The 21,488-nt window shown below is 37.3% G+C and carries 17 protein-coding genes, 1 tRNA gene and 2 other annotated features; of the genes, 15 read left to right on the top strand and 3 right to left on the bottom strand.

Annotated elements, in window-relative coordinates; genetic code table 11:
* Window positions 1–193 precede the first annotated feature (193 nt).
* From cdaA to IGJ24_RS08785, 10 genes are all read left to right on the top strand, one after another.
* Window positions 194–1,078 (top strand): diadenylate cyclase CdaA, encoded by an 885-nt coding sequence (gene cdaA / locus IGJ24_RS08830; protein WP_002389035.1) that lies wholly within the window; start codon window positions 194–196, stop codon window positions 1,076–1,078.
* On the top strand, window positions 1,075–2,238 hold the full coding sequence (locus tag IGJ24_RS08825; RefSeq protein ID WP_002374494.1) for a CdaR family protein: 1,164 nt from the start codon (window positions 1,075–1,077) through the stop codon (window positions 2,236–2,238). Before cdaA ends, IGJ24_RS08825 begins: the two co-directional genes overlap by 4 nt.
* Window positions 2,231–3,586 carry a phosphoglucosamine mutase gene (gene glmM, locus IGJ24_RS08820; protein WP_002356936.1) on the top strand — a complete coding sequence of 452 codons (1,356 nt, stop codon included), beginning with the start codon at window positions 2,231–2,233 and terminating at the stop codon, window positions 3,584–3,586. Before IGJ24_RS08825 ends, glmM begins: the two co-directional genes overlap by 8 nt.
* Window positions 3,587–3,815: 229 nt before the next feature.
* The gene (locus IGJ24_RS08815; protein ID WP_002356937.1) at window positions 3,816–4,367 is read left to right on the top strand and encodes an ECF-type riboflavin transporter substrate-binding protein; all 552 of its coding nucleotides are present in this window, start codon (window positions 3,816–3,818) and stop codon (window positions 4,365–4,367) included.
* A gap of 100 nt (window positions 4,368–4,467) precedes the next feature.
* Window positions 4,468–6,174, top strand: a complete 1,707-nt coding sequence (locus IGJ24_RS08810; RefSeq protein ID WP_002356938.1) for an ABC transporter ATP-binding protein — start codon at window positions 4,468–4,470, stop codon at window positions 6,172–6,174.
* Entirely contained in the window at window positions 6,171–7,004 is an 834-nt protein-coding gene (locus tag IGJ24_RS08805) for an energy-coupling factor transporter transmembrane component T family protein (RefSeq protein ID WP_002356939.1), read from the top strand. Before IGJ24_RS08810 ends, IGJ24_RS08805 begins: the two co-directional genes overlap by 4 nt.
* Window positions 7,005–7,446: 442 nt before the next feature.
* Window positions 7,447–9,255: a glutamine--fructose-6-phosphate transaminase (isomerizing) gene (glmS, locus tag IGJ24_RS08800; RefSeq protein WP_002381698.1), complete on the top strand. Its 1,809-nt coding sequence runs from the start codon at window positions 7,447–7,449 to the stop codon at window positions 9,253–9,255.
* Window positions 9,256–9,651: 396 nt separating this feature from the next.
* Complete coding sequence (locus tag IGJ24_RS08795; protein WP_002359935.1) at window positions 9,652–10,890, top strand: aminoacyltransferase; 1,239 nt, start codon at window positions 9,652–9,654, stop codon at window positions 10,888–10,890.
* 47 nt (window positions 10,891–10,937) lie between these two features.
* Window positions 10,938–11,228 carry a hypothetical protein gene (locus IGJ24_RS08790; RefSeq protein WP_002359936.1) on the top strand — a complete coding sequence of 97 codons (291 nt, stop codon included), beginning with the start codon at window positions 10,938–10,940 and terminating at the stop codon, window positions 11,226–11,228.
* Window positions 11,229–11,401: 173 nt separating this feature from the next.
* Window positions 11,402–12,367, top strand: coding sequence for a hypothetical protein (locus IGJ24_RS08785; protein WP_438775394.1), 966 nt, complete (start codon window positions 11,402–11,404; stop codon window positions 12,365–12,367).
* 87 nt (window positions 12,368–12,454) lie between these two features.
* Here the strand turns inward: IGJ24_RS08785 and IGJ24_RS08780 are convergent, their stop codons facing one another.
* The 3 genes from IGJ24_RS08780 to IGJ24_RS08770 form a co-directional block, all read right to left on the bottom strand.
* Window positions 12,455–12,634 (bottom strand): hypothetical protein, encoded by a 180-nt coding sequence (locus IGJ24_RS08780; RefSeq protein ID WP_002383739.1) that lies wholly within the window; start codon window positions 12,632–12,634, stop codon window positions 12,455–12,457.
* A 213-nt stretch (window positions 12,635–12,847) separates the two neighbouring features.
* A complete protein-coding gene (locus IGJ24_RS08775) occupies window positions 12,848–14,335 on the bottom strand; it encodes a glucosyltransferase domain-containing protein (protein WP_010817461.1) in 1,488 nt (495 codons plus the stop codon).
* Between the two features lie 160 nt (window positions 14,336–14,495).
* A tRNA-Thr gene (locus tag IGJ24_RS08770) sits at window positions 14,496–14,568 on the bottom strand.
* Window positions 14,569–14,831: 263 nt separating this feature from the next.
* Window positions 14,832–15,077, top strand: a binding site (T-box leader).
* A 322-nt stretch (window positions 15,078–15,399) separates the two neighbouring features.
* Window positions 15,400–15,650 (top strand) — a binding site (T-box leader).
* Between the two features lie 85 nt (window positions 15,651–15,735).
* Here IGJ24_RS08770 and IGJ24_RS08765 point away from each other — a divergent pair.
* The 5 genes from IGJ24_RS08765 to IGJ24_RS08745 all read left to right on the top strand — a co-directional run bounded on the left by IGJ24_RS08765 (window position 15,736) and on the right by IGJ24_RS08745 (window position 21,474).
* The gene (locus IGJ24_RS08765; protein WP_002356948.1) at window positions 15,736–16,806 is read left to right on the top strand and encodes a methionine ABC transporter ATP-binding protein; all 1,071 of its coding nucleotides are present in this window, start codon (window positions 15,736–15,738) and stop codon (window positions 16,804–16,806) included.
* Between the two features lie 18 nt (window positions 16,807–16,824).
* Window positions 16,825–17,505 carry a methionine ABC transporter permease gene (locus IGJ24_RS08760; protein ID WP_002359998.1) on the top strand — a complete coding sequence of 227 codons (681 nt, stop codon included), beginning with the start codon at window positions 16,825–16,827 and terminating at the stop codon, window positions 17,503–17,505.
* Window positions 17,506–17,524: 19 nt separating this feature from the next.
* Complete coding sequence (locus IGJ24_RS08755; RefSeq protein WP_002359999.1) at window positions 17,525–18,358, top strand: MetQ/NlpA family ABC transporter substrate-binding protein; 834 nt, start codon at window positions 17,525–17,527, stop codon at window positions 18,356–18,358.
* A 14-nt stretch (window positions 18,359–18,372) separates the two neighbouring features.
* Window positions 18,373–19,566: an amidohydrolase gene (locus IGJ24_RS08750; protein ID WP_033786364.1), complete on the top strand. Its 1,194-nt coding sequence runs from the start codon at window positions 18,373–18,375 to the stop codon at window positions 19,564–19,566.
* A gap of 369 nt (window positions 19,567–19,935) precedes the next feature.
* The gene (locus IGJ24_RS08745; RefSeq protein WP_289865396.1) at window positions 19,936–21,474 is read left to right on the top strand and encodes an ABC-F family ATP-binding cassette domain-containing protein; all 1,539 of its coding nucleotides are present in this window, start codon (window positions 19,936–19,938) and stop codon (window positions 21,472–21,474) included.
* The last annotated feature ends 14 nt before the right edge of the window (window positions 21,475–21,488 follow it).

The raw sequence follows: 21,488 nt of genomic DNA, 5'->3' as shown, positions 1-21,488 counted from the left end.
GAAATCAAAAAAACGTGTCTGAGCTTTTTGCTTAGACACGTTTTTTAGTTAGAAATGCGATTTTTTGATGAAAAATTTCAGGTTATTTGAAAAAGTTCCTAAATTTTTTTGATGTTTCCGCTTGCGTTCTGTGATGAAAGAAAATAATGTGGTATACTTGTTAGGAAATCTTGAGAGAGAAGTGAGGGGTATGATGTCGTTTCAATTGAATCAATTATTAGATTTGAATTATTGGCAGCAAGTCATCTCAACGGATTTCTTATCTAAGGATTTTGTTATCAATATCATAGATATCCTAGTCGTATGGTACCTCGTTTACAAATTAATCATGCTTGTTCGTGGAACAAAAGCAGTTCAACTATTAAAAGGTGTCGCTGTTTTTATCATTATCCGCATTCTAAGTGAGATAATTGGTCTACATACATTATCTTGGTTAATGAATCAAGTCATCATGTATGGTGTAATCGCCGCGGTTGTTATTTTTCAACCAGAAGTGCGAAGAGGGCTGGAACATCTAGGGAGAAGTTCGTTTTTCCGCCCGAATAAAGGTGCGCAACAAGAAGATGAGCGTATTATTCAGGCCTTTGACAAAGCCATTCAGTACATGTCAAAACGGAAAATTGGTGCTTTGATAACCATTGAACGCAATACCGGTTTAGATGAATACATTGAGACAGGTATTGATTTGGATGCCGATATTACTGGTGAATTACTGATTAATATTTTCATTCCAAATACACCACTACATGATGGTGCGGTGATTATCAAAAATGAAAAAATTGCTGTTGCTAGTGCGTATTTACCGCTATCAGAAAGCAATTTAATTCCAAAAGAATTTGGAACGCGCCATAGAGCCGCAGTCGGTATCAGTGAAGTCAGTGATGCCATTACGATTGTTGTTTCTGAAGAAACTGGTGACGTTAGTTTGACGTTGAACAATGAATTAATTCCTGGTCTAACGCAAGAAGAGTATTTAACAATTTTGCGTAAGGAGTTAATTTCGGAATCATCGGAAGATAAAAAAAGTGCTTTGCAGCATTTTATCGATGATGTAACAAAGGGGGTTAAACGCAAATGAGAAAAGCCTCCCAAAAAAGCTGGTTTAATGGTTTGCTTTCATTGCTGTTTGCATTGTTGTTATTTTTTAATGCCAATGCAACAGGCAATAATCCCTCCAATTCAGGTTCAAGCCAAACGTATAGTGAAACATTGAATAATATTCCGGTCCAAGTCCAATACGATAAAGACAAATATTATGTCTCTGGATTTGAAGAGAGTGTAAATGTTCATTTACGTAGTGCGAACCGCATTCAATTAAACATGGAATCAAATGCTGACACACGAAATTTCCAAGTGGTCGCAGACTTAACCAAATTGCCATTAGGGACTTCGGAAGTGCCTTTGACAGTTCGGGGACTAAGTTCAGCTGTTACAGCTGAAATTGAACCGAAAACAGTGACTGTAACGATTGAAAAGAGAGTAACAAAAAAATTCGATGTAGAAGCACAACTTTCTGATAACATTGAAAAAGAAGGCTACAAAGTAAAAAATATTTCTGTAGATCCAAAAACTGTAGAAGTAACAACTGGAGAAGAAACAGCGAAAGCAATTGACAAAGTGATTGCGCCAGTCTCAAGTGCCAAACAAACAATTGATACGATTAAACAAACGGTAAATGTCCAAGCGCTAGATGCCAAAGGTCAAGTCCTAAGTATCGAAAATCCAGCACCACAAGTCAAAGTAACAGTAGGCTTAACCGCGCCAACGAAAGATGTACCACTGAATGTTAGTATGACAGGTACGCCACCTGCTGGGATCGCTCATTACAATTATAGTTTATCAACGTACCAAGTTAGGGTCAGTGGCCCGCAATCAATTTTAGATACGCTAGAATCAATTGAAGTACCGGTAGATATTTCTGATATTCGCAAAGAAACAAAACAATCAGTGACTATTCCTGTTAATGGAGAATACGTAGTTACACCAGATGAGGTTGACGTTTCTTTGAGCCCCGTGTACAATCAACAACAGTCGTCAAATACAAATGAAACTTCAGGGGAACCTGCAAGTTCAACAACGGTTGGCTCAGGTAGCCAAGCAGTACAACCAAGTACATCCAGTCAAGTAGAATCAAATACTTCTGAAACAACAAGTGAGGGATCAACAGTAGAAAGTACAACTGCTGGTTCAACTGAAAATACAGAGAATCAAGTGACTAAGGAGAATCAAAATGGGTAAATATTTTGGAACAGATGGTGTAAGAGGAATTGCAAATAAGGAGTTAACACCTGAATTAGCTTTTAAATTAGGGCGTTACGGTGGTTATGTGTTGAGTCAACATGAAGATAGTTCAAGAAAACCTCGTGTTCTCGTGGGCCGCGATACACGTATTTCAGGTGAGATGTTGGAACAAGCATTGATTGCTGGGTTATTATCAGTCGGGATTGAAGTTTTCCAATTAGGGGTGATTTCAACACCTGGTGTAGCGTATCTAACTCGTTTACAAAAAGCATCCGCTGGCGTAATGATTTCAGCTTCACATAATCCTGCGGAAGACAATGGGATTAAGTTTTTTGGGGCAGATGGCTTCAAATTAGTAGACGATCAAGAAGCAGAAATTGAAGCATTGTTAGATGCAGAAGAAGACACCTTACCAAGACCTTCTGCAGAAGGCTTAGGCTCATTAGATGAATTTCCAGAAGGCTTACTAAAATATTCGCAATTTTTAGTTCAAAGTATTCCTGGCGATTTAGCAGATATGACTGTTTGTTTAGATGCGGCCAACGGAGCAACTGCAACAGCAGTCAATCGTGTCTTCGCGGATTTAGAGACAGATTTCTATACAATGGGAACAAGTCCTAATGGATTGAATATCAATGATGGTGTGGGTTCCACTCATCCTGAAGCTTTGGCAGAAATGGTTGTTGAAAAAGGCGCAGATGCTGGTTTGGCTTTCGATGGCGACGGTGATAGAATTATTGCAGTCGATGAATTAGGACGAATTATCGATGGTGATAAAATCATGTATATTTGTGCCAAATATTTAGCTGAGAAAAAACGTTTGAAAAAAGATACAATCGTTACAACAGTGATGAGTAATCTAGGTTTCCATAAAGCTGTAGAAGAAATTGGCTTAAAAGATGTGGTAACGCAAGTGGGTGATCGCTATGTTGTAGAAGAAATGCGTAAAAATGATTACAATTTTGGTGGCGAACAATCTGGTCACATGATCTTTTTAGATTACAACACAACAGGTGATGGTATGCTTTCAGGGATTCAATTGTTGAATGTTATGAAGCAAACGGGCAAAAAATTATCTGAATTAGCGGATGAAGTGACGATTTATCCACAAAAATTAGTCAATATTCGTGTCACAGATAAAAATGGTGCAATGGAAGTTCCGGCAATCAAAGCAGTTGTCGAACAAGCAGAAGCAGAAATGAATGGCGAAGGTCGTATTTTAGTTCGTCCTTCTGGAACAGAACCATTGTTACGTGTGATGGCCGAAGCGCCAACACAAGAAAAAGTTGATTATTACGTTGATAAAATTGCCGAAGTAGTACGTGCAGAAATCGGCGTTGAATAAGAACCAATTAGAAACCAGACACTTAATGCTAGCTTGCGTTAAGTGTCTGGTTTCTTTGTTGGAAATCAAAAAAAGAAAATAGCTAATAAGCTCCGTCTATCATTGACATAGAGCGGTTAAAAGGGTACTATTTTAGAAGTAAGATGCACCGCGTATCTTCTTTTTTTATTCGATAAAATCAAGAAGGGAGCGGCTGTAAATCAATGGAGTTATAGAATGGAGGAGCGAAATGAAAGAAAAAATGTCTGTCAAGACAATTGTAGCAATTGGAATTGGCTCTGCAGTTTTTGTTATTTTAGGTCGATTCGTTGTAATTCCAACTGGGATTCCTAATACGAACTTAGAAACGTCGTATCCATTTCTTGCTTTAATGTCAGTTGTTTTTGGACCAGTAGCTGGAGGGCTAATTGGTTTGATCGGTCACACGTTAAAAGATTTTACCACGTATGGTAGCGCTTGGTGGAGCTGGATTATTTGTTCAGGAATTATTGGTATTATTTTTGGCTTCGCTGGTCGTAAAATGGATCTTCAACATGGTGAATTTACAACAAATGACATGGTGCGTTTCAATATTTTCCAAGCCTTTGGTAATATCGTCGTTTGGGGCTTAATCGCGCCTAGTTTGGATATTTTGATTTATAGTGAACCCGCAAGTAAAGTGTTTACACAAGGAGTATTCGCGACTGTTTCAAATATTGTCGCTGTGGGGATTATTGGAACATTGTTGATGAAAGCTTATGCATCAACAAGAACAAAGAAAGGCAGTTTATCAAAAGATTAAGAAACTGTCGAAATAATTTAAATGGTTAAGGGTCTGCCCTAGTAATTACTTTGCTAATGCTCAGACCCTTTCTTTTATGGAGAAACTGAGGTGAGGCCGAATGAAAAAACCAATCATTACTTTTAATAATTTTTCCTTTCAATATCATAGCCAATCTGAACCAACATTAAAGGGGATTCAATTAACCATCTATGAAGGAGAAAAGGTTTTAATCGTTGGGCCTAGTGGTAGTGGTAAATCAACATTGGCGCAATGTATCAACGGGTTAATTCCCAATATTTATGAAGGTGAGATTCAAGGAACAGCTACGGTTGCTGGTAAAAATATCCAAGAAACAAGTCTATTTGATTTGTCTTTTGATGTAGGAACTGTTTTGCAAGATACCGATGGGCAGTTTATCGGTTTAACGGTTGCTGAGGATATTGCTTTTGCTTTAGAAAACGATGCAGTTGAACAAGCAGAAATGAAAAAAGCGGTCCACAAATGGTCCGAGATTGTTGAGCTGAATCAGTTATTGCAACACCGTCCACAAGATTTGTCAGGTGGTCAAAAACAACGTGTATCTATGGCGGGCGTTCTAATTAACCAATCAAAAATTTTACTTTTTGATGAACCTTTGGCTAATCTTGACCCACGAGCGGGACAAGAAACAATGACTTTGATTGACACCATTCAACAAGAAACAAAAGCAACTGTTTTAATAATAGAACATCGCTTAGAGGACGTTCTTTGCGAATCAGTTGATCGAATTATTGTCATGAATGAGGGCGCAATTATTTCTGATACAACGCCAGATGAATTGTTACGTCAAGATACGTTGACCCAACAAGGGATTCGTGAACCTTTGTACGTTACAGCCATGAAATATGCTGGGATTGATTTAACACAAGTTAGTCATTTAGACAAATTAGCCGAAGTATCAGGCGAAACGGTTTTGCCTAAAATGACACAGTGGTCTGTCCAACCTAGTTCAGTTAGTGCAGTCAAAGGAGCTGAACTATTACGTTTGGAACAAGTGTCCTATCAATATGATCGTCACGGTGAAAAAGTGTTAGATGACTTCTCAGTAACTATTCATCATGGAGAAATGATCAGCATTGTAGGAAAAAATGGTGCCGGGAAGTCTACACTTTCTAAAATAATTTGCGGGTTCATCACGCCTCAATCGGGTAAGATTTTATGGGAAGGACAGGATTTTTCCAATTATTCAATCAAAGAACGTGCAGATAAAATTGGTTATGTGATGCAAAACCCCAATCAAATGATTTCTAAAAAAATGATTTTTGAAGAAGTAGCTTTAGGATTAGTTTTACGAGATGTGCCACAAGCAGAAATTGAGGAACGTGTGACGAATATTTTACATATTTGTGGGCTGTATCCCTTCCGGAACTGGCCGATTTCTGCGTTGAGTTTTGGGCAGAAAAAACGGGTAACTATTGCATCGATCTTAGTTTTAGAACCTGAATTATTAATTTTAGATGAACCAACAGCTGGGCAAGATTTTAAACATTATACAGAAATGATGACATTTTTAGAAGAATTGAACCGCTTAGGTGTGACTATTTTAATGATCACTCACGATATGCACTTAATGTTGGAATATACAACACGTGCGTTAGTAGTTTGTGATGGACGTTTACTAGCAGATGCGACTCCAGTTGCTGTTTTAACAGATGAAAAATTAATTCAAGCAGCTTCTTTAAAAGAAACGAGCTTGTTTACCTTTGCTAAAGCGTTAGGCTTGGAAAATCCCTTGCTATTTACGGAAAAATTTGTTGCTTACGATCGTGAGGTGCGTTTTGGATGAGTGAACGACAAATGTTAGGCTATCATCCTGATTCAACCTGGATTCATCGCTTAAACGGCACAAGCAAATTAGTCTTTTTAATCGTTGTCTCTGTGGCTTGTATGACCACGTATGATACTCGTTATCTGTTAGGAATGTCTGTGGTTTCGCTTGTTTTGTTAAAATTATCAAATATTAAATGGCATCAAATATCTTTTGTTATTAAATTTATTGCTATTTTTTCTTTGTTAAATATCTTAACGGTTTACCTTTTTGCACCTGAATATGGGGTTGATTTATATCAATCACGTACCGTGATTTGGGAAGGAATCGGACGGTTTACTTTGACACAAGAAGAATTATTTTATGAATTTAATTTAGTTTTAAAATATTTCTGTACGATTCCGTTGGCATTAATCTTTTTATTAACAACAAATCCTAGTGAATTTGCCTCCAGCTTGAATCGAATTGGTGTGAGTTATCGGATTAGTTATGCAGTAGCGCTGGCTATTCGTTATATTCCCGATATCCAAGAAGATTTTTTTAATATTTCTTTAGCACAACAAGCGCGAGGCTATGAGATGTCTAAAAAGGGACGGTTAGGCCAACGAATCAAAGGCGTAGCACAAATCGTTTTACCCTTAATCCTATCTAGTTTAGATCGAATTGAAACTGTGAGTACCGCTATGGAATTAAGGCGTTTTGGTCAAAAGAAAAATCGAACGTGGTATGCGCAACAACCTTTTCATCTGCGTGATTTTTCGGTAATGATACTTGCCTTATGCTTATTAGGAATCAGTTTCTGGTTGTTCCATGTGAATGGTGGCCGGTTTTATAATCCATTCCAATAAATAACAAATTGATAAGGTTCTATAAATAGAACGGATATTTTTTTATTATTAAGAATCTAGTACTTTCTCTTACTATGAGTGTACTAGATTCTTTTTTTACAACTTTAAAGAACTAGACCAATTTTCGGTTTTTAGATTTTTGTTGACAAGTACCTACTTTTAATTGTATGATTGTTTATGTTTCTACGGAATATATTTACAAAGGAGGTATATAGACCAATATCGGATAGCGCCAGACCTGAACGTTCAGGTGACGAGGAGAGAGCTTATCGAAGATTCGGCGGGTGGCTCTAGGGACTGCACTCTACAGATAACAAAGAAAAACTAATTGTGAAGTTAGAACAAAGCGGTTATCACGCAGGTAGAAACATATAATGGGATTTGCTAGTTAAACAGGACCTAGTAAATACAGAATTTCAATTGGAAAGTAGGAATTAGCATTATGTGTGGAATTGTCGGAATGATTGGAAAAGAAAATGTCACGGAAAGTTTGATTCAAGGATTAACAAAATTGGAATATAGAGGTTATGATTCTGCTGGGATTTGTGTGAATGATCAAAGCCAACAGCCCCATGTAGTTAAGGCAGTTGGGGGCATTGCCGATTTAGCAGCAAAATTAACGCCAGAAATCGATGGAACAGTTGGTATTGGTCATACTCGTTGGGCCACTCATGGCGAACCAACTGTCGCCAATGCACATCCCCATGTTTCAAGCGATCAACGCTTTGCATTAGTGCATAATGGTGTCATTGAAAACTTTGAAGAATTAAAAGAACAATTTTTAAGTGGTGCTCACTTAATTGGTGATACAGATACTGAAATCGTCGTTCAATTAATTGCTCATTTTGCTGAAAATGGTTTTTCAACAAAAGATGCTTTTAAAGCGGCTTTAGCCGAAATTAAAGGTTCATACGCTTTTGCATTAATGGATAAAATGGACCCCAATACTATCTACGTAGCGAAAAATAAAAGCCCGTTACTTATCGGTCTAGGTGAAGGCTTTAATGTTATTTGTAGTGACGCGATGGCGATGATTAAAGAAACCAATCAATTTGTTGAGATTGTTGATGGTGAAATTGTAACTGTTACAGCGGACAAAGTAGTAATCGAAACGCCAGAAGGACAAGTAATCAACCGAGAACCTTTTGAAGCGCAATTAGATTTAAATGACATTGAAAAAGGAACATATCCGTTTTATATGCTCAAAGAAATTGATGAACAACCTGCAGTGATGCGCAAAATTGTTCAAGCGTATACTCAAGGTGAAAAAGTGACTTTAGATGAGGCGTTACTTGAAAAAATTAATCAATGTGATCGAATTTACATTATTGCTTGTGGAACAAGTTATAATGCAGGTTGGGTCGGAAAATCTTTAATTGAAACGATTGCCAGTATTCCTGTGGAAGTTCATTTATCAAGCGAATTTGGCTACAACATGCCTATTTTATCTGAAAAACCGTTCTTCATTTTCTTAAGCCAAAGTGGTGAAACGGCAGATAGTCGCCAAGTACTGGTACAGGTTAATGAATTAGGGCATCCATCACTTACATTAACAAATGTTGCTGGCTCAACATTATCACGTGAAGCGGACGATACCTTGTTATTATACGCAGGACCAGAAATTGCTGTCGCTTCCACCAAAGCTTATACTGCTCAAATCGCTGTCTTAGCTATTTTAGCAAAAGCAATTGGCGAAGAACGCCAAACATTAGCAGCCGTCTCATTTGATGTGGCTCACGAATTGAGCGTGGTAGCAGCTGTCATGGAAACCTTGATTGATGAAAAACAACAAATGAAAGCCTTGGTGGAAGATTATCTGACGTATACTCGAAATGCCTTCTATATCGGGCGAGGAGTCGACTATTATGTGTCGATGGAAGCGGCCTTGAAGTTGAAAGAAATTTCCTACATTCAAGCAGAAGGTTTTGCGGCAGGTGAATTGAAGCATGGAACGATTGCCTTAATTGAAGAAGGAACACCTGTGATTGGGATTGTGACAGATGCCAAAGTCGCAGCCCATACAAGAGGCAATTTAAAGGAAGTCGAAAGTCGTGGAGCAAGAAATATTGTAATTGCCTTGGAATCCTTGGCAAAACCACAGGATCAACTGATTATTCCAGATGTGCATCCGTTACTTTCTGCCTTAGTTAGCATTGTTCCAGGCCAATTATTAGCGTACTATGCAACCTTACAAAGAGGCTACGATGTTGATAAACCAAGGAACTTAGCCAAAAGTGTAACTGTTGAGTAAATCAAGAACCTGAGAGAAAGATGTTTAACGGGTTCTCATAAGTTTTAATATCTGAGGTCGGGACAGAAGCGTTTAACTCCGAGAAATAAGAAGGAGTTGCTTCTGTTCCCGCCGTTTATAAGTTTTTGAGCGTGGAGCAAAAATCCAAAGTGATTTTTGTCCCACGCTCAGATATTTTTTATAAAAGAAAGATATTCAGTCAAAAATGAAAGATTCCAAAGAAATTCTTTTTTTCCGTTGAAAACTGTTTGCATTTTAGCAAAATTAGATATAATTAATAAGAACCGAAAAATAAGAATTAGCCAGTGAGGTAACTTTGTTTGAAAGAAAGCAAAAAGTAGGTTAAGCTGAAAAGTGCTAATTTATTTAACAAAAAAAGATTGTGAGTTGTTTGATATGGATCAGTTTAGTACATTAACTGAACAAGAATTTACTACCTTTGCAATGACACATCCTGCAGGTAACTTTTTAGAAACACCCGAAATGAAACATTTATTGGAACGACGTGGCTGGCATTGTGAATACGTTGGCGTCAAACGAGAAGGCCAACTAATTGCTGCGTGTATCCTAAGCAAGAAAAAAGTCAAAATTGGTTATGCTTTCGACATTGACGGCGGAATTTTGATGGATTATACAGATAAAAAATGTGTAGAAGCCTTTTTCACAGGCTTAAAAAAATATGTGAAAAAAAATGATGGCCTTTATTTAACCTTTACTCCCAATAAACAAATTTGTTTACGTGATTTTAATGGCGGTGAAGTTGAAAAGGTCAATCAAGAAACATTTGACTATTTCACATCAATTGGTTTTGAACACCAAGGGTTTGATGTGCACAATTTTGATGGCGCGCCACGTTGGCTGTTTGTCAAAGATATGGCTGGATTAACAGAAGAAGATCTTTGGAAATCTTATGGAAAAGATGCTAAATATGACATCAAGAAAACATGGGAATATGGAGTGACAACCCGAGAACTTCGTTACGAAGAGTTACCTCTCTTTAAGAAATTAACGGAAGAAACAAGTGCACGACGTAATTTTGAAGATAAGGATTTAGCTTATTACCAAGCTGTTTATGAAGAGTTTGGTGAACGAGCGAAATTTATGGTAGCGGAACTAAACTTTGCTACTTATTTAGAAAATCTTCATGAGAAATTACGCAAATTACAAGAGACGCTCAACGAAGTCAATGAAGCGTTAATTGCCAATCCTAAAAGCCGTAAAAAAAATAACCAGAAACGTGAATTTGAAGATGAAGTTCGTACCGTGCGCAAACGGATTGACGAGGCTAAAGAAATGAAAACATCAGATGAACCTGAAATTTTAGCAGGCGCCTTATTCATTGTTCATCCACAAGAAGTTGTTTACTTGTTTAGTGGTACGTATGAAAAATATAAACAATACTATGCACCGTATTTAATTCAACATAAAATGTTAACTTACACAGTAGAAAATAACATTCCCAAATATAATTTTTATGGCGTTGACGGTGTCTTTGATGGAAGTGATGGGGTTCTTAAATTCAAACAATCCTTTGGCGGTCATGTCGAAGAATTAATGGGCAATTTCCAATGGAAAGCCAAACCAATGAAATATGCCTTATATCACGCATTAAAAACAATTAAAGAAAAAGTCTAAAATTAAAACCCAATCCTTAAAAAGGAATGGCAAAGTGAGGCGTTTAAATGGAAAATCAAGTCGAGGTTATGACGTATGCACAGTTAAAAGAAATTATGCAGGCGTTAGAAGCAAACGAAGCGATTACAGAAGATACAAAAGTCTTTATTGATACAGGCTGGGATAGCGTACAAGAAGTAGCACCAGATGCAGTCAGTATTGAAAAAGTTGCTAAATTTACAGTAGCAGATGTTTTAACAAACGAAAGTTTTGCTGGGTATAGTTTAGAAGAAAAGGCGGAGAAAATGAACGCTGAGGGCGACCTAGAAACGGCAATTATTATTCGTAATCTTTACTAAAAAAGTCCGTTTGAATAGTTAAAATCGAGGTCGGGACAGAACCGTTTAGCTCCGAACAACGCGTAGTGTTGGTTCTGTTCCCGCCGGTTATCAGGTTTTGAGCCTGGAGCAAAAATCCAAAGTGATTTTTGTCCCAGGCTCATCTGCTTTATAAGAAATAAAGGAGGTTAGATATGAGTACCATTCATGAATTTCCAAAAAACTATGAACGTTTTATTGCACAAGGAGAAGAAGCACTTGTAGAACATAATCAGATTGCCGCTTTAGAAAATTTTCAACAAGCCTATCAGCTACAACAAACGCCGCCAGTAAACCAAAAAATTGTCCAATTATTGTTGGAAATGGGTGAAGCTGACGAAGCACTAGCATTGGCAGAAGCGTTCCAAGAGACTTATTTTGAGAACCTTGAAACAGCGGCAATTTATATGCAAATTTATAGTCAAAGTCGTCGCTTTATTGAAGGGTATATTTTATTGAAGCAATTACTTCAAACTAAAAAAATAACGCTAGCACAACAAAAAACGTTAGAACAGCAATTAATGCAAGTGGAAGAGGCGTATCAACAATTAGAAACGCAGCAAATTCAAGCAATTAAAAGGAACTTGTTAGTAAGCGATCAATTGCCCGTTTATCAACAATTAGCGAACATTAAAACCAGTTTATATTTGCCTAAACCAGTATTTGTGGAAGTCGCAAAAGATTTAGTTATGAACCAAGCACTTAGTTATTTTGCTCGGGAATGGTTTATTGAAGAATTAGCACTGTTGAAATTTTCAGAACCACTGACTTTTCTTTGGTATAGCAATCAGCCTCAGACAGTCTTACTAGAAGGAAAAACTGGACCGTTAAATACGCCGATCTATTCCGAAATTTGTACTGAACTTAGGAATCGTTTAGAAAATGATGATCCAATTATGCTGCAGCATTTGGAAGAAGAAATTCGGTTGCATCTTGCCTATTTGTATCCATTAGCAGAGACGGTTATTTCAGATCCAACTATCTGGGTCTTGGGTTATTTGGCAACCTACTATCCTAAATATATTGAAAAAGAATTGACTGAAGCAAAAGGTCATCAAATCGATGCTGTTCAAAATGTTCAACAGGCGATACGAACGGCTTTTACACAAATAATGCTTTAAAAAATGGCACGTCCTAAAAACGAGGACGTGCCATTTTTTCGGTTTCAGAAATTTGCTGAATCTGCTCTAATTGCTTTTCTTGACTGATTATTGCGGATAATAGAAAAAAGCAAGACAGAAATAAGTAAAAAGGATTCCTTGAATCAAGCAAATCACAACGAACAATGGCGTTGCTCCTGGAAAAGAATCAGAAATCCGTGTAATTAAAAATTCAACCAACCACAAAATCATTGAAAATAAAAATAATTTTTTCTGACGAGTTCTCATAGTCCGCAACAACCTTTCTGGTGATTTTCACTTCTCTATCATAACATAGAAAACGAGCTGTTTTTTCTCAAAAATTTTGTTACTTCATAAGAAAAATGGGAAATAAACAAGTTTCAGGAAGTACTAGCTTTATCCGAAAAGAATACTTAATCCATCTTAATCAAACCATACAGTCACGTTTATTGCAAAAGAAGTGTTTTTGGATGGAACAAATTATTTCATAAACACAAATATTTCTTTGTTGTTTGTATAAATGTCATAAAAGTGATTACTTACTACTTTTTGATTTTTAGACATATCCGTATCGGTCAGTGGTGCCATCTCTACTCCTAAATTCGATGAAGTATTGAACCAAACGTAATTAGGGAAATATAGACCGTCATTTGGTGGCACAATTTTTGAAAGAATTGGGTAGTTTCGACTTGTATTAGCATAAACAGTTGAATTTTTGAAAAACGTATTTAAATAAACTTTTTTTCGTTCGTTTGTTACAACATTTTTTAAATCATCTGTTAAAACAGCTGCTTGGCGATTGAATGCTTCTTTTTGATAGTTTAATGTGGAAGAATACACCAAAACAAACGATAAAATATAATAAGATAACAAGCTGGCCACAAGTAACGAAGTTAGATAAATTGCTTTCACTTGTCGATTGTTAAATAAACTTAACATGCTGATTGTAACAAAAACAGCAAATCCGTAAATATAGCGAGGCGCATCACCTGCGATATTTCTTGAATAGACAATAAAAATACCAAAACTTAAGAGAGAAGCAAGTCCTAAATACAAGATACAATAAAGGAAACTTAGGCCTAAGTTGATTTTGCTATTTGATAGATGACTAATAAAAAATAAAACAAGCAGTAGGAGCAGTAATAAGAGCCATAAACGATTACTCTGGTTCAATAGCTCTGAAAAATAATGGTAACTATTTTGATAAGCCACACTGGGAATATCATGCAAACTTGGTAAGGCCTGACTGCCCCCAATGTTGTTTGTTGCGGAAGGTACAAATTTTAACTCTATAAGGTAGCTCACTATAGAAAGTAGATAAGCGATAGCAGCAAGTGCGACTTTTTTACAAAGAGCAATGAAATTTTCTCCAGCAAGCAACTGCTTGAAAGTAAGGAATAAGACGATAACTATATAAATTCCTGACGAGGCTTGGTAAGTATTAAACATAACAAACAGTGAAAAGACAGAAACCAAGAAAAACGTAAAAGAATTACGCTGCCACCAATAAAAAGGAAGAAACGAACAAAAAATACTCAATGCCATATAGGGACTATCAAACCTGAAACTAAGACATTGGAGGAACCAAGGATTGAGGCCAATTAAAGTAGCTACTAAAGAGGAACCCCAGCTAATTTTTTGGTCATTGATGATATAAATAGCTAGTATGCTTGTGAGAGATAAGATAAGACCTGTCAGAATCGGTGTGGTCAAGCCCAGATCTGTCAAATGACGACTTCCTTGAACAAACCATGAGAGAAATTCACTGCCCCAACGTGCGTAAGTCGTACCAAAATCTGTCATTCCAGCGACTTGGCGAGCATTATCATCTAAATAAGGGAAATTGATAATGCCGATGGATAAAACTGCCACTTGATAAATTAAAATGATCAATAGAAGATAGGTTTTATTTTCAATACACCAATTCTTTAAATCAAATTTTTTTGATTCTGTAGGTAATTGTTTCATGATTGTACTCCACTCCAATAATTATTTAACAATTAAAATATACCATAACGAGTGGAATGAAGAAATTGCTTTTGTTATTTTCTCATCTTGACAGAACACTAAGGGTAGGCAAAACAAAAAAATCCCAACTCTTTATTAAAGAGTTGGGATTTTACCAAAAAGCCACCTGCCGGGCTTGAACCGGCGACCCCCACCTTACCATGGTGGTGCTCTACCAACTGAGCTAAGGCGGCACTTTCAAAGGCTAAACTAACTCGAGGATTGCAACGAAGTGAAACCCATAGAGTTCATTTTCAAAGGCTACACTGCGACGAGTAATCGTCAAAGTTCCTTTTGAAAAATCGTACAAATCTCGTGCACAAGAAATAGAATAACGTATAGACGAAAGTTTGTCAATTGCTCTTTCGTAAAAAAAGAAAAATGATTTTTTTCTAAGAAAAACTGTTGACAATCTCTTTTTTCTCTAGTAAAGTGTAAATCAACATCACAGATAACTATTCATTCGTTGAAGAGAAGAGTAAATTTTGATGACCTTCAAAAGAGAGTCCTGATTGGTGAAAAGGGACAAGGTTCAGAAAAGTTGAAGATGGCCTCTGAGAATAAATTGCTGATAAGTAAGCAATTTCGGCTAAGCACCCGTTACCATGTGCACCAAGTTAATAAAGACTTGGATAAGAGATGAGATATAAAGAATCAGTTATATTTCGAAAAAAGGTGGTACCGCGAATCATTCGCCCTTTACTAGCAAAACGCTAGTGAAGGGCTTTTTGCTGTGAATCACTACGACTGGCGCGAAGCGACAGAGCAGATGATGTCTGCGATTACTCGACGCAGGATGGCCTTTGTGAGTGATGAACAGTACAAGGTGACCGAAGGGCAAGTTGTGTCATTTGCACGAAAGTGTTCCTACGATTCTCGTCACAGTCAAATCCTGTTGAGCACTACGACTGATGCAAAGAGAGAGAGTAGCTATTATCTGCGATTACTCGATGCTTGAAGGGGTAGTAACTCTAGTCTGTTTGATTTTGAAAATAAACGAAAATCAGTTTAAAATGAATAGAAATAAAAAAGCAGTGATATAGTAAGTACAAGACTTGATTTGTCTAACAGAGAGCCTAGGTAGCTGAGAATAGGTGACAAAGACGTTTTGGAAAATGGCTATTGAGCAAGCGCTCCGAGTGTTAAACACAAGGCGGCGACGGGGGCTCCCGTTATCGAGCTAGGGTATCGAACATATTGTTCCGTACTTGAAAAGGGAATTTGTGTGAGCAAATTCTGAACATGAGGTGGTAACACGCAAAAAAGCGTCCTCAACGATACAACTCGAGTTGTGTCGTTGAGGATGCTTTTTTCTTTTTTATGAAAAAATGCAGGTTGGTAAGAATGAAGGGGGATAAAGAATGATTGAACTAAAAAATATCAGTGTGACATTTCAACAAAAAAAACAAGAAATTCAGGCTGTCCAAGATGTTTCTTTGACAATTGATAAAGGGGATATCTACGGAATCGTTGGTTATTCCGGTGCTGGAAAAAGTACGCTAGTACGGGTAATTAATTTATTGCAACGACCAACAGCGGGCACCGTTATTATTAACAAAGAAAATATTTTAACTTTTTCTAAAAAGGAATTACGACAACAACGAAAAAAGATTGGAATGATTTTTCAACATTTTAATTTGATGAAAGAGCGGACTATATTTAGTAATATCGATTTTTCATTAAAATATTCTGGGCTAAGTAAAAGTGAACGGCGTCAAAAAATCAGCCATTTATTAGAGCTAGTTGGACTAAGTGAAAAACGGGACGCTTACCCCAGTCAACTATCAGGAGGGCAAAAACAGCGGGTTGCGATTGCCCGCGCTTTAGCAAATGATCCTGAAATTTTACTTTGTGATGAAGCGACGAGTGCGTTAGATCCAAAAACAACGGGACAGATTTTAGCCTTGTTAAAAAAGTTAAATCAAGAACTGAACTTGACGATTGTCTTAATCACCCATGAAATGCAAGTGGTTAAAGAAATTTGTAATAAAGTCGCGGTGATGGAAAATGGCTGCGTTGTCGAATCAAACGATATTGTTTCGATTTTTAGTCAACCCCAACAACCTTTAACCAAAGATTTTATTCGGACAGCAACTCATATTGACCAAGCATTAACCACGATTCTTGAACATCCTAAATTAGCTGATTTAGATAAAAATCAAGAATTAATTGAATTTTCTTATGTGGGAGATCAAACGAACGAGCCATTAATTGCACAATTGTATAGCCAATATCAGGTATATACAAATATCCTTTATGGCAATGTCGAAATTGTTCAAAACGTTCCTATTGGCCATTTAATTGTGGTGCTTTCTGGTGATGAGGCCCAGCGTCAACAAGCCCTTACTTATTTAGCGAAACAAGGCGTGCGAACCAATGTTTTGAAAACCTATCAGCAAACGAAGCAAAAGCAGAATTTACAGGTGATTTAAAAAAGGAGTGAACTGAGAATGTATCAATTATTTGAGAAATATTTTCCGAATGTCGTTCAATTAAAACAAGAGTTTCTTCAAAGTACATGGGAAACATTATACATGGTTTTTTGGACAGCCTTAATTGCTGGTGTGTTAGGAGTCTTGTTGGGTGTTGTGCTTGTCAGTACTGGACCCAGTGGTGTTTTGAAAAATCCACCCCTGTATAGCGTCTTAGAAAAAATTATTAATGTTTGTCGTTCTATTCCTTTCATCATTATGCTCGCACTGATTCAACCATTAACACGAATTTTGGCAGGAACGACAATTGGTACAACCGCAGCGTTAGTCCCATTAGTTATTGGCGTAATTCCGTTCTTCGCGCGCCAAATTGAAAATGCGTTATTAGAAGTGGATCCTGGCGTTATTGAAGCGGCAGAAGCCATGGGGACGAGTCCCTTAGGGATTATTTTTCGGGTTTATTTAATTGAAGGGTTACCAAGTATTATTCGTGTTTCAGCAGTGACAATTATTAATTTGATTGGATTAACAGCCATGGCAGGAGCGATTGGAGCCGGTGGTCTGGGCAACTTAGCGATTACTCGAGGATACAATCGGTTTCAAACCGATGTGACATTTATGGCCACGTTAATTATTTTAATTATGGTATTTATCAGTCAAGCCATTAGTAATCAATTAATCAAAAAAACATCACATTAGAAAAAAGGAGAAATGACAAATGAAAAAATTTAGTAAATTAATTGGACTTATTGGGGTATTAGCTTTTACGATTGCAGGTTGTGCATCGGGGTCTGCGAAGGATACTAAGGCAGAAACCGTTAAACTAGGGGTTGTAGGAACAAAAAATGATGAATGGGAATCGGTCAAAGACCGTTTGAAAAAGAAAAATATTGATCTACAATTGGTAGAATTTACAGACTATACGCAACCAAATGCAGCATTAGCAGAAAAAGAAATTGATTTAAATGCCTTTCAGCATCAAATCTTTTTAGACAATTACAATAAAGAACATGGGACGAAATTAGTATCAATTGGCAATACAGTCAATGCACCATTGGGAATTTACGCTAATAAATTGAAAGATATCACGAAAATTAAAGACGGCGGAGAAATTGCTATTCCTAATGACCCAACGAATGGTGGGCGGGCGTTAATTTTATTACAAACTGCAGGACTGATAAAAGTTGATCCTGCGAAACAGCAACTACCGACTGTCAGTGATATTACTGAAAATAAACGCCAATTGAAAATAACTGAATTAGATGCTACGCAAACAGCGCGCGCTTTACAAGATGTCGATGCTTCAGTGATTAATAGCGGCATGGCTGTCGATGCTGGGTATACACCAGATAAAGATGCTATTTTCTTAGAACCTGTAAACGAAAAAGCGAAACCTTATGTGAACATTGTCGTGGCTCGAGAAGAAGATCAAGAGAATAAACTTTATCAAAAAGTTGTAGAAGAATATCAACAAGAAGAAACGAAAAAGGTCATTGCGGAAACATCAAAAGGCGCCAATGTTCCGGCCTGGGAAACATTTGGTAAAAAATAAAGGAGGCATTTATAATGAGTACAACAACGATTCAAATAATCCAAGAAGCTATTGCTACAGAAAAGGAATGGATAATCCATTTAAGACGTCATTTTCATCAATACCCTGAAGCAAGTTTAAAAGAATATGAAACGATTAAGCGAATTAAAGAAGAACTACTAGCCTTAGCTATTCCTTTTGTAGAAGTAGGGGAAACGGGTGTTTTAGCAACCATTGAAGGAAGTCTTGGCGCTGGCAAAACGATTTTGTTACGTGCAGATATTGATGCGTTGGAATTGCCAGATGCAACAGGTGCTGCCTATGCTTCTAAAAATCCAGGACTCAATCATGCTTGTGGACACGATGGTCATGCGGCAGCATTGCTAGGTGCAGCTAAAGTGCTCAAAAAACATCAGGATACCTTTTCAGGAACGATTAAACTGGCCTTCCAGCCAGCTGAAGAAATTGGTGCAGGCGCTCGACAATTTGTGGAAGGAAATTATTTAGAAGCAATCGACCAAGTGTTTGGGATTCATTTAGATTCCAGTGTGCCGGTCGGAAAATTAGTCGCTACCAAAGGCGCCACCAACGCCTCTTGTGATATTTTTAAAATTGAAGTCAGTGGTCAAAGTAGTCACGTCGCCCAACCACAGAATGGCCGGGATGCTGTTTTAGCAGCGGCCAGTATCGTTGTGGAATTACAAAAAATTGTAGCTCGCGAGATTGATCCTTTAGATTCTGTCGTAGTAGGAATTGGCGTTTTACAAGCAGGAACACGCTATAATATTGTAGCAAACCAGGCAACCATTGAAGGTACTGTTCGAACATTTAGTCAGGAAACGCGCCAATTTGTTTTACAACGAGTCGAAGAAATTGCCCATGAAATTGCCCAGTCTCATCGCACAGAAATTGCTGATTTTTCTGTTTATGCGGCAGCGAATCCATTAATTAATGAAGAACAAGCAACCAACCGTGCACAGCAGGTAGCCAGTGAAATTGTTGGTTTTGAAAATGTTGTGACCGATCATCCTAAAAGTTTAGGGGCGGATGATTTTGCTGATTACTTAGCGGTAATTCCTGGTATCTATGGACGGGTCGGTTCACGAAACCCTGAAAATCCTGCTACTCATTTTGGACACCATCATGAACAATTTGATATTGATGAACGTGCCTTACTTTTAGCAGCAGAGTACCACGTACGCTATGCATTAAACTATTTGTCAGAATAATAGGGATAGGGAGCCGACAAAATGATTGTTTGTGGGCTCCTTTCGTTATAAACCAACGTGGCTTGCTTTCTTGTCATTCTATGGTAGAATACAAGCATAAGAAAGGTGATTCACATGTTTTTTGTTTTAACTGATAAATTAACAAGAAAAGTAGCTCCCGATAGTTTAAGAACAGATGAAGCACTGTTGTGGAGCCGAGCAATTAATTTCTTCATCGCTTGATAGGACATTTTTTGACTAGAAAAGCTAGTCTTATTTGAGTGTACGTACAAGCGGTTGTCGGGATTTCTGTCAGGATGGACGACGTGCATACGTGGTTCTTTTTTTGTTGTCCCAAAATAATCAGTTAACAAGAAAGAAGTGACGAAAATGAGTATTTTAACTATTGAACATTTAACGCATCGATTTGGCGAAAAGGTCTTGTATGAAGAGGCTTCATTGCAAGTGAATAAGGGGGATCATTTAGGCTTAACTGGCCAAAATGGGGTCGGCAAATCCACCTTAATTAAAATTTTAACGGGGGAAGTATTGCCAGACGAAGGAACGATTCAGTGGCAAAAAAATTGCAAGATTGGGTACTTGGATCAGCATGTTTCTGTAGAACAATCACTAACGATGGTTGATTTTTTGAAACAAGCCTTTCAAGAACTTTTTGATAAAGAAGCGAAACTGACAAAACTTTATGAAGAATACAGTCAAACGGCTTCGGAAAAACTTTTAGAACAAGCAGGCAAATTACAAACAGATTTAGATGAAAGTAATTTTTACCAAATCGACACGATTATTCAGGATTTAGCCAATGGGTTAGGACTACAAGCAATTGGTTTGGATAAAAAGTTAGGGGAGCTAAGCGGTGGTCAACGTTCAAAAGTGATTTTAGCAAAATTATTGTTAGAGGCCCCTGATGTGTTACTTTTAGATGAACCCACCAACTATTTAGATGATACACATATTCAATGGCTTGTTCGCTATCTGAATAATTTTGAAGGAAGCTTTCTATTAGTCTCCCATGATTATCAATTTTTAAATGAAGTGACGAATTGCATCGCAGATATTGAGTTTGGCAAATTAACCAAATATACTGGAAATGTAGAAAAATCTTTTGCACAAAAAGAGCAGAATAAACAAACCTATTTGAAACAGTATCAGGCCCAACAAGAAAAAATTGAAAAAATGGAAGCCTATATTCGTAAATACAAAGCTGGAAATCGAGCAACGATGGCTAAAAGTCGACAAAAACAATTGGACCGGTTGGAACGATTGACTCCGCCAGGTTCCTTGACTAAGCCAGCGATTGAATTTCCTTATCAAGGGTTAGTTGCAACGCAAGCACTAACGACCCAGAAGTTAGTTGTCGGCTATCCGGAACCTTTGTTAGAACCGTTAGATTTAATGGTTCATGTCGGTGAAAAAGTCGCATTGAAAGGCTTTAATGGGATTGGCAAATCAACATTAATTAAAACATTGACGAAAGTGATTCCTTCATTAGATGGAGAATTTCATTATCCGCTGAATACAAAAATTGCTTATTTTACCCAAGACTTAGCGTGGCCTAATGAGCAGTTAACGCCGCTAGACTATTTATCAGATCGTTTTCCAGATACAACGATTAAAGAGCGAAGAAGTCATTTGGCTAGAGCAGGTTTACCAGATAAGTTAGCAATGCAGTCGTTAGCCCTGTTAAGTGGTGGTGAGCAAACAAAAGTAAAACTAGCGGAACTAATGATGCAAACTAGTAATTTGTTATTTTTAGATGAGCCAACCAATCATATTGATGAAGCGGCCAAAAAAAGTTTACAAGAAGCAATTCACGTTTACCCAGGAACGGTTTTTCTGGTTTCCCATGAAGCAGATTTTTATGAGGAAATTGTGGATCGAGTAATTGATATTGAGGAATTAGTTAAATAAAGAAGAAAGAACCA

Source organism: Enterococcus sp. DIV0546 (assembly GCF_051712785.1).
Classification (GTDB): domain Bacteria; phylum Bacillota; class Bacilli; order Lactobacillales; family Enterococcaceae; genus Enterococcus; species Enterococcus faecalis.
This window is presented reverse-complemented; position numbering and strand designations above follow the sequence as displayed.

What these genes read in the sequence shown, in the direction of transcription:
- IGJ24_RS08775 (WP_010817461.1), bottom strand. Translation starts at nt 14,335, where the DNA reads ATGAAACAATTACCTACAGAATCAAAAAAATTTGATTTAAAGAATTGG.
- IGJ24_RS08750 (WP_033786364.1), top strand. Translation starts at nt 18,373, where the DNA reads ATGAGTACAACAACGATTCAAATAATCCAAGAAGCTATTGCTACAGAA.
- IGJ24_RS08825 (WP_002374494.1), top strand. Translation starts at nt 1,075, where the DNA reads ATGAGAAAAGCCTCCCAAAAAAGCTGGTTTAATGGTTTGCTTTCATTG.
- IGJ24_RS08805 (WP_002356939.1), top strand. Translation starts at nt 6,171, where the DNA reads ATGAGTGAACGACAAATGTTAGGCTATCATCCTGATTCAACCTGGATT.
- IGJ24_RS08760 (WP_002359998.1), top strand. Translation starts at nt 16,825, where the DNA reads ATGTATCAATTATTTGAGAAATATTTTCCGAATGTCGTTCAATTAAAA.
- cdaA (WP_002389035.1), top strand. Translation starts at nt 194, where the DNA reads ATGTCGTTTCAATTGAATCAATTATTAGATTTGAATTATTGGCAGCAA.
- IGJ24_RS08765 (WP_002356948.1), top strand. Translation starts at nt 15,736, where the DNA reads ATGATTGAACTAAAAAATATCAGTGTGACATTTCAACAAAAAAAACAA.
- IGJ24_RS08815 (WP_002356937.1), top strand. Translation starts at nt 3,816, where the DNA reads ATGAAAGAAAAAATGTCTGTCAAGACAATTGTAGCAATTGGAATTGGC.
- IGJ24_RS08785 (WP_438775394.1), top strand. Translation starts at nt 11,402, where the DNA reads ATGAGTACCATTCATGAATTTCCAAAAAACTATGAACGTTTTATTGCA.
- glmS (WP_002381698.1), top strand. Translation starts at nt 7,447, where the DNA reads ATGTGTGGAATTGTCGGAATGATTGGAAAAGAAAATGTCACGGAAAGT.
- IGJ24_RS08810 (WP_002356938.1), top strand. Translation starts at nt 4,468, where the DNA reads ATGAAAAAACCAATCATTACTTTTAATAATTTTTCCTTTCAATATCAT.
- IGJ24_RS08795 (WP_002359935.1), top strand. Translation starts at nt 9,652, where the DNA reads ATGGATCAGTTTAGTACATTAACTGAACAAGAATTTACTACCTTTGCA.
- IGJ24_RS08755 (WP_002359999.1), top strand. Translation starts at nt 17,525, where the DNA reads ATGAAAAAATTTAGTAAATTAATTGGACTTATTGGGGTATTAGCTTTT.
- IGJ24_RS08780 (WP_002383739.1), bottom strand. Translation starts at nt 12,634, where the DNA reads ATGAGAACTCGTCAGAAAAAATTATTTTTATTTTCAATGATTTTGTGG.
- glmM (WP_002356936.1), top strand. Translation starts at nt 2,231, where the DNA reads ATGGGTAAATATTTTGGAACAGATGGTGTAAGAGGAATTGCAAATAAG.
- IGJ24_RS08790 (WP_002359936.1), top strand. Translation starts at nt 10,938, where the DNA reads ATGGAAAATCAAGTCGAGGTTATGACGTATGCACAGTTAAAAGAAATT.
- IGJ24_RS08745 (WP_289865396.1), top strand. Translation starts at nt 19,936, where the DNA reads ATGAGTATTTTAACTATTGAACATTTAACGCATCGATTTGGCGAAAAG.